Annotated in this window: 1 pseudogene; it reads left to right on the top strand. The window is 47.9% G+C overall.

Features of this window, described 5'->3' with window-relative positions:
* Positions 1-238: pseudogene (locus tag ACTHTA_RS11630) on the top strand (amidophosphoribosyltransferase); the annotation flags it as partial.

Raw genomic sequence — 238 nt, forward strand, 5'->3', positions numbered from 1 at the left:
TTCCGTACCCGCAATATGCGCGACTTGATCGGTTATGCCGGCATTGCACATGTCCGCTATCCTACTGCAGGCAATGAGGGCAGCAGTGCAGTAGCCCAGCCGTTTTATGTCAGCTCCCCATTAGGCATTGTTTTGGCACACAACGGTAATCTGACCAATAAAGAATAGTTGTAAGAAAACGTATGCAACAAACACCAGCGCCACGTTAATACCAGCTCCGATTCTGAAGTTCTAATCA

The sequence above is a fragment of the Neisseria sp. P0013.S005 genome, from assembly GCF_051958425.1.
Classification (GTDB): Bacteria; Pseudomonadota; Gammaproteobacteria; order Burkholderiales; family Neisseriaceae; genus Neisseria; species Neisseria subflava.